Origin of the sequence: Reyranella sp. (genome assembly GCF_050185545.1) — a bacterium.
Taxonomy (GTDB): Bacteria; Pseudomonadota; Alphaproteobacteria; order Reyranellales; family Reyranellaceae; genus Reyranella.
In genome coordinates, this window is record NZ_JBFWZI010000155.1 from 1 (window position 1) to 7,452 (window position 7,452).

A 7,452-nucleotide genomic window follows, 5' to 3' on the forward strand; every position below is an offset into this window, starting at 1 on the left:
CCGGCGTGCCCGCGATGTCGACCACGATGGCGCGCTCGTCGGTCGCCGGCTCCTCCAGGACCGCGAACTGGCTGTCGAGCAGGGCCGGTGGCATGAAGTGGCCGCGGCGTTGGGCGAGCCGTTGCTTGATGAGGTCGGGTGATCCCTTCAGGTAGATCAGCACCACGTCCGGGCGATCGCCGACGATGATGTCGCGATACCGACGCTTCAGCGCCGAGCAGGTCACCACGCCGGCCCGACCCTGGGCGCGCCAGTCGTCGATCCGCTCCGCGATCTTTCGGAGCCATGGCATACGGTCTGCATCGGTGAGCGGCGTGCCGCCCTTCATCTTCTCGACATTCGCGGGCGGGTGCAGGGCATCGCCCTCCTGGTATTCCCAGCCGAGCTCGGCCGCCAGGCGGCCGGCGATGGTGCTCTTGCCGCTGCCGGAAACGCCCATGATGACGGCGACCAGCGGCTGGTTGTGACCTGCGGTATCGTCCATTAAGACTCCCGCCAGACACGATAAGGAACCCATCACCGTGCTCAAGCTCGGATACAAGTCTTCGGCCGAACAATTCGCGCCGGGCAAGCTCCTCGACTTCGCCTGCAAGGCCGAGGCCGCGGGCTTCGACTCGGTCTTCGTCAGCGACCACTTCCAGCCATGGAAGCACGTCGACGGCCACGCCCCGTTCTCGCTTGCCTGGCTGGGCGCGCTCGGGGCACGGACCCAGCGGGTGGTGATGGGCACCAGCGTGCTGACGCCGACCTTCCGCTATCATCCCTCCATCGTCGCCCAGGCCTTCGGCACCCTGGGGGCGATGTTTCCCGGGCGGGTCGTGCTGGGCATCGGCACCGGCGAATCGATGAACGAGGTGCCTTCGACCGGCCAGCCGTGGCCGGACTTCAAGGAGCGGTTCGCCCGCCTGCGCGAGTCAGTGACGCTGATCCGCACCTTGTGGCGCGGCGAGCGGGTGGATTTCGAAGGACAGTACTACCGTACCGAGAAGGCCACCATCTACGACCGGCCCGCGACCGAGGTGCCGATCTACGTCGCCGCCTCGGGCGCGTTGGTCGCCCGCTACGCCGGCCGCTCGGGCGACGGCTTCATTTGCACCAGCGGCAAGAAGCCCGAACTCTATACCGAGACGCTGATGCCCAAGGTCGCCGAGGGCCTGGCGGCGGCGGATGGGGTGCGCACCCAACCCTACGACTACATGATGGAGATCAAGGTCTCGTTCGACAGCGACCGCGAGCGCGCCTTGCAGGACACGCGCCACTGGGCGGCGCTCGCGCTGTCGCAAGAAGAGAAGATGTCGGTCGAGGATCCGGTCGAGATGCAGCGCCTGGCCGACGCCCTGCCCCTGGAACGCGCCGCCAGCCGCTGGCTTGTGTCGAACGATCCCGACGAGGTGGTCGAGCGCGTCGGATACTATGTCGGCCTGGGCTTTCGCCATCTGGTGTTCCACGCGCCCGGCCCCGACCAGGAGCGCTTCATCCATCTTTACGGTGAGCAGGTGCTGCCGCGACTGCGCAAGCGCTTCGGATGAACCGAACGACTGCGCTCCAGATCGTCGCCGTCCCGGGCATCCCGCTGGTCAAGGCGGGCGACGATCTGGCGACATTCATTGCCGATGGGCTTGCCACCGCGAAGCTCGCACCGCAGGCCAACGATGTCGTGGTGATCGCCCAGAAGATCGTATCCAAGGCCGAAGGTCGCAGCGTCGATCTCGCGACCGTGGTGCCGTCGGCGCGCGCGATCGAGCTCGCGGGCCAGATCGACAAGGACCCGCGCCTCGTCGAGCTGGTACTATCGGAATCGGTGCGCGTGGTGCGATCGCGTCCCGGCATCCTGATCGTCGAGCACAAGCTCGGCTTCGTCATGGCCAATGCCGGCATCGACCAGTCCAATGTCGGGCCGACCGACGGCGTGGAGCGCGCGCTGCTGCTGCCGGTCAATCCGGACGCCAGCGCCGAGGCGTTGCGAAAGCGCCTGGGCGAGCTCGCCGGCACCGCACCTGCCATCGTCATCATCGACAGCTTCGGCCGCGCCTGGCGGCGCGGCACCTCGGGCGTGGCGATCGGCGCGGCCGGCCTGCCGAGCCTGCTCGACCTGCGCGGCAATCCCGACCTGTTCGGCCGCATTCTGCAGGTCAGCATCACCGGCTTCGCCGACGAGATCGCGGCGGCGGCCTCTCTGGTCATGGGGCAGGGCAACGAGGCGCAGCCCGTGGTGCTGATCCGCGGCCTCAGCTGGAGCGCGCCCGCCAGGCCGGCCAGCGATCTGGTGCGGCCGGCCAGCGAGGACATGTTTCGGTGAGCACAGGTCCGGTGGTGGCGCTGTCGGGCGGTGTCGGCGGCGCCAAGCTGGCGCTTGGGCTGAGCCGCGTGCTCGCGCCGGAGGACCTCCTGATCATCGCCAATACCGGCGACGATTTCGAGCATCTCGGCCTCAGCATCTCGCCCGACATCGACACGCTGACCTATGTCCTGTCCGGCCTCGACAATCCGGTGACGGGCTGGGGCCGGCGCGACGAGACCTGGTCGTTCATGGAGACCATCGCGACCCTGGGCGGTGAGAGCTGGTTCCGGCTGGGCGATCGCGATCTCGCCCTGCATGTCGAGCGCACGCGGCGGCTGCGTGCCGGCCAGACCCTGTCGCAGATCACGCGCGATGTCTGCCGCCAACTCGGCATCGCCCAGCGCGTGCTGCCGATGAGCGACGATCCGGTGCGCACCCGCGTGCTGAGCGACGAAGGCTGGCTCGACTTCCAGGATTATTTCGTGCGCCGGCAATGCAAGCCCTTGGTGCGGGAGCTGGTGTTCGAGGGTGTCGCCAAAGCCCGGCCGCAGCCCGAGATCCTGGCAGTGCTGTCGAGTGGCAAGGTCCGCGCCGTCGTCATTTGCCCGTCGAATCCGTTCATCAGCATCGAGCCGATTCTCGCGATTCCGGGACTGCGCGAGGCCTTGGCCGGATGCGGTGCGCCGGTCGTTGCGGTCTCGCCGATCGTCGGCGGCCGCGCGGTCAAGGGACCGACCGCCAAGATGATGCAGGAGCTCGGCCTCACGATCAGCGCCGCCACGGCGGCATTGCGTTACGGCTCCCTGCTCTCCGGCTACGTCGTCGATCCAGCCGACGCCGACGACGTGCGCGGCCTTTCCGTAGCGATCAAGACGGCGCCGACGCTGATGACCGATCTCGCGACACGCGAGGCGCTGGCGCGCACCGTGCTCGATCTTGCCGACTCGCTTGCGTCGCGGCGATGAGCCCGCCATCCGACATCGGGGCTCCCGACATCTGGGCAATCGTGCCGATCAAGGAACTCGACGGCGCGAAGCAGCGCCTGGCATCGCTGCTGACGCCGGCGCAGCGTCGCGCCCTGATCGAGGTCATGATGGGCGAGGTGCTGGAAGCAGTCGCCGGCGCGAAGCGTCTCGCCGGCATCCTGGTCGTGACGCTCGATCCGCAGGCGACGGCGCTCGGCCGGCGGCTCGGTGCGCGCATCGTCATCGATGGCGCCCGCGAGGGTCACACCGGCAGCGTCACCGCCGGCCTGCGGTTGCTCGCCGGCGAAGGCCGCGGCGGCATGATGACGGTGCCGGCCGACATTCCCGCCGCGACGGCGGACGAGTTCGACGCCGTGCTGGCGGCGCACCGGCCTGGGCCGTCCTTCACCATATCGCCGGCACACGACGATCTCGGCTCCAACGCCGTGATCTGCTCGCCGCCCGATTCGGTACCGCTGCGCTTCGGGGACAACAGCTACTTCCCGCACCTCGACGCGGCGCGCCGCTCGGGCATCGAGCCGACCATCCTGCGCCAGCCCGGCATCGCCATGGACATCGACCACCCGGTCGACCTCGCCGCCTTCCTGCGCCTGCCACAGTCCGCGGGCACGCGGACGCGGGCGTTTTTGGAGGAGATCGGCGTGCCGGGGATGTTGATGGAGAAGGGCCTCTGATTCCTCCCCAACATCGTTGGGGAGGTGTCGCGCTCATCGGCGACACCTCCCCAGCGAAGCTGGGGAGGAGAAGATCTACGCCAGCACCTTCTTCCGCGGCGGCGTCAGCACGATCGGCGCCAAATCCTCGGCGACAAACGACGCGGCGCGACGTTCCTCGTCGACCGGGCGGTAGAGCGTGTCGCGCTGCTGCGGCACGCGGCCGATTGAGAGGATCAGCTTCTCCATCGCGTCGGGCGGCAACTCCTGGCCGTGCTGGGTACCGGCGGCGCGCGAGATGCTCTCGTTCATCAGCGTGCCGCCGAGATCGTTAGCGCCCGACTGCAGGCAGATCGCGGCGCCGGCCGGGCCCATCTTCACCCACGAGGTCTGGATGTTGGTGATCGCCGGATGCAGCACCAGCCGCGCCACCGAATGCATGATCACGGCCTCGCGGAAGGTCGGACCACGGCGCGCCCTGCCCTGGCGGTACATCGGTGCTTCCATGTGCACGAAGGGCAGCGGAACGAACTCGGTGAAGCCGCCGGTCTCGACCTGCAGGTCGCGCAGCGCCAGAAGATGGCGCGCCCAGGCCAGCGAGGACTCGACATGGCCGTACATGATGGTCGAGGTGGTGCGCAGCCCGAGCCTGTGCGCGGCGCGCTGCACGTCGAGCCATTGTGCGGTGTTGATCTTGTCGGGGCAGATGATGGCGCGGACCTCGTCGTCGAGGATCTCGGCTGCCGTGCCGGGCAACGTGCCCAGCCCCGCTTCCTTCAGCCTGGCGAGGAAGTCGGGGATCGGCGTCTGCAAGGTCGCCGCCCCCTGCGTCACCTCGAGCGGCGAGAACGCATGTATGTGCATGCCCGGCACCGCCTGCTTGATGGTGCGGCAGATCGCTTCGTAGGTCTCGCCGGTATAGTCGGGATGGATGCCGCCCTGCAGGCAGACCTCGGTGGCGCCACGCTGCCACGCCTCGACGGCACGCCGCGCCACTTCCTCGAGCGCCAGGTCATAGGGTGCGCCACGCAGATCTTCGTGCGTGCGCCCCTTGGAGAAGGCGCAGAAGCGGCAGCGAAAGTAGCAGATATTGGTGTAGTTGATGTTGCGGTTGACGACGTAGCGGATGACGTCGCCGCTCACCGCCTGGCGCAGCGCGTCGGCCGCGCCGGTAACGTGGCGATAGTCGACATCGCGCGCCGCGAAGAGCTGCATGATCTCCGGCGGATCGAGACGCGCGCCGCCACTCGCCCGCTCGACCAGGCGTGCGATGCCGGCATCGACGGCGCCCAGGCGCAAGCGCGGCGCCGGCGGCGGCTCGGTGTTGCCAGGCGCCCAATCGTCCTCGCGGGCAAATCCTTCGGCATCGCTCATGCGGCGCACGCGGGTCGCCACGTCGGGCGCCAGCCAGACATCGGCGGCGCGCACGTAGGACGGGTAGACGGCAAGGCGATTGACCAGCACCTTGCCCATCTCCGAGCTCATCCGCGCCAGCTCCTCGATCGCGGGCCACGGCGCCTCGGGATTCACGTGATCGGGCGTCACCGGCGAGACGCCGCCCCAGTCGTTGAGGCCGGCATCGACCAGGCGCGGATAGACGCCGGGCGACAGGTTGGGCGGCGCCTGTATGTTCATGTCCGGCCCGAGGATGTGGCGGGCCGTGGCGATGGTCCACAAGAGGTCCTCGAGATCGGGCTCCTCGGCGTCGGCCCACTTGGTGTCGGGCTTGGCGCGGAAGTTCTGCACGATCACTTCCTGGATGTGGCCGTAGCGGTCGTGCAGCTTGGCGATGGCCTCGAGCGCCTCGACACGCTCCGCGCGCGTCTCGCCGATGCCGATCAGGATGCCGGTCGTGAACGGCACCTTGAGCTCGCCGGCCAGGCGGATGGTCTCGAGCCGCACCGCCGGATGCTTGTCGGGCGAGCCGAAGTGAACGCCGCCCTTCTCGCACAGCCGTTCGCTGGTCGATTCGAGCATGATACCCTGGCTCGCCGTAACCTCGCGCAGGGCCGCAATCTCCTCGCGCGTCATCACGCCGGGATTGGCGTGCGGCAGCAGGCCGGTCTCGCGCAGCACCAGGCCGCACATGGCGACGAGGTAGCTGATCGTCGTCGGATGCCCGAGCGCCGCCAGCGCGTCGCGCGCCGCGCCGTAGCGCAGCTCGGGCTTGTCGCCCAGGGTGAACAGCGCCTCGGTGCAACCGGCCGCCTGCCCGGCGCGAGCAACCGCCAGCACGTCGTCGGGCGAGAGATAGGCCGCCTTGCCGGGCTGCGGTCGCTCGGCGAAGGTGCAGTAGTGACAGACGTCGCGACACAGGTGGGTCAGGGGAATGAACACCTTGCGCGAATACGACACGAGACGCCCGTGGCCGCGATCACGCAGCCGGGTTGCTCCTGCCATCAGCTCGGAAAGCTCCGTCATTCCCCGATCCTCACCACGAACGCCAATCCCGTAGCGCCAACCTCGGGCGCCAAGCCGGTACCGCCAACCGGCGGACGATAGCGACATTCGCCATCCGCCGCATCGTGTACTATGCCGGCCACAACCGTAGCATCTCGGGGGGAAACATATGCAGTTCGGCTTCAATGCGCCAACCGCAGGGCCGTTGGCGGAAACGGGGAAGCTTACGCGCCTGCTGGTCGAAGGCGAGGCGATGGGCTTCGACTATGCCACCTTCAGCGATCATGTCGTAATCCCCACCGACATCCACGCCATTTATCCCTACAGCTCATCAGGTGAATTCCCGGCCGGCGCGCGGGCCGAGCGCCACGAGCAGCTGATCGAGGTGGCCTATGTCGCGGCCAAGACGAACCGGCTGCGCCTGGTGCTCTCGGTGATGGTCGTGCCGCATCGCCCTGCGGTGCTGACGGCCAAGATGCTGTCGACCATCGACGTGCTGTCGGGCGGCCGGCTGGTGGTGGGCATCGGCGCCGGCTGGATGAAGGAGGAGTTCGAGGCGATCGGCGCACCGGATTTCGCAGCGCGCGGCAAGGTTACCGACGAGTACCTGAAGGCCTTCATCGAGCTTTGGACCAAGGAGCAGCCGAAGTTTGCCGGCAAGTACGTCAGCTTCGACAACATCGTGCTGGCGCCCAAGCCGGTGCAGAAGCCCTACCCGCCAATCTGGGTCGGCGGCGAGAGCGGACCCGCCCTGCGGCGGACCGCCGCGCTGGGCGATGCGTGGTACCCGATCGGCACCAACCCCGCCTTTCCGCTCGACTCGCTGGCGCGCTTCAAGGCCGGCGTCGCCAAGCTGCGCACGATGACCGAGAAGGCCGGCCGCAAGGCCGATGCCGTCGGTCTGGCGTTGCGCTGCACCGCCTACGGCGAGAGCATCCCCACGACCGCGGGCGACGGCCAGCGCCGCCTGTTCTCGGGCAAGAACGCCGACATCGCGGGCGACATCCGCGCGCTCAAGGAAATGGGCGTCAGCCATCTCGACGTTGGCTTCGCCGGCAACACGGTGGACGCCATGCTGACCGAGATGCAGCGCTTCAAGAAGGACGTGCTGGCGCTGGTTTGATGATCTCCT

7 protein-coding genes are annotated in these 7,452 nt (G+C 68.4%); 5 read left to right on the forward strand and 2 right to left on the reverse strand.

The annotated features are described in order from the left end of the window. Window positions 1-484: gluconokinase (locus AB7O82_RS29035; RefSeq protein ID WP_428620827.1), on the reverse strand; the 484-nt coding region annotated here is incomplete at its 3' end. A gap of 37 nt (window positions 485-521) precedes the next feature. Here AB7O82_RS29035 and fgd point away from each other — a divergent pair. The 4 genes from fgd to cofC are packed head-to-tail and all read left to right on the forward strand — an operon-like array spanning window position 522 to window position 3,941. After that, entirely contained in the window at window positions 522-1,529 is a 1,008-nt protein-coding gene (gene fgd / locus AB7O82_RS29040; RefSeq protein WP_428546570.1) for a glucose-6-phosphate dehydrogenase (coenzyme-F420), read from the forward strand. Next, on the forward strand, window positions 1,526-2,299 hold the full coding sequence (gene cofE / locus AB7O82_RS29045) for a coenzyme F420-0:L-glutamate ligase (RefSeq protein ID WP_428546567.1): 774 nt from the start codon (window positions 1,526-1,528) through the stop codon (window positions 2,297-2,299). Before fgd ends, cofE begins: the two co-directional genes overlap by 4 nt. Next, window positions 2,296-3,246, forward strand: coding sequence for a 2-phospho-L-lactate transferase (gene cofD / locus AB7O82_RS29050; protein WP_428620829.1), 951 nt, complete (start codon window positions 2,296-2,298; stop codon window positions 3,244-3,246). The genes cofE and cofD overlap by 4 nt, the downstream gene beginning before the upstream one ends. Then, window positions 3,243-3,941: a 2-phospho-L-lactate guanylyltransferase gene (gene cofC / locus AB7O82_RS29055; RefSeq protein WP_428620831.1), complete on the forward strand. Its 699-nt coding sequence runs from the start codon at window positions 3,243-3,245 to the stop codon at window positions 3,939-3,941. Before cofD ends, cofC begins: the two co-directional genes overlap by 4 nt. 75 nt (window positions 3,942-4,016) lie before the next feature. On the opposite strand, the gene cofH is transcribed toward cofC, so the two are convergent. After that, the gene (gene cofH / locus AB7O82_RS29060) at window positions 4,017-6,341 is read right to left on the reverse strand and encodes a 5-amino-6-(D-ribitylamino)uracil--L-tyrosine 4-hydroxyphenyl transferase CofH (RefSeq protein WP_428546558.1); all 2,325 of its coding nucleotides are present in this window, start codon (window positions 6,339-6,341) and stop codon (window positions 4,017-4,019) included. Between the two features lie 148 nt (window positions 6,342-6,489). Here cofH and AB7O82_RS29065 point away from each other — a divergent pair, with 148 nt between their 5' ends. Continuing rightward, on the forward strand, window positions 6,490-7,443 hold the full coding sequence (locus tag AB7O82_RS29065; protein ID WP_428546555.1) for an LLM class F420-dependent oxidoreductase: 954 nt from the start codon (window positions 6,490-6,492) through the stop codon (window positions 7,441-7,443). Window positions 7,444-7,452 lie beyond the last annotated feature (9 nt).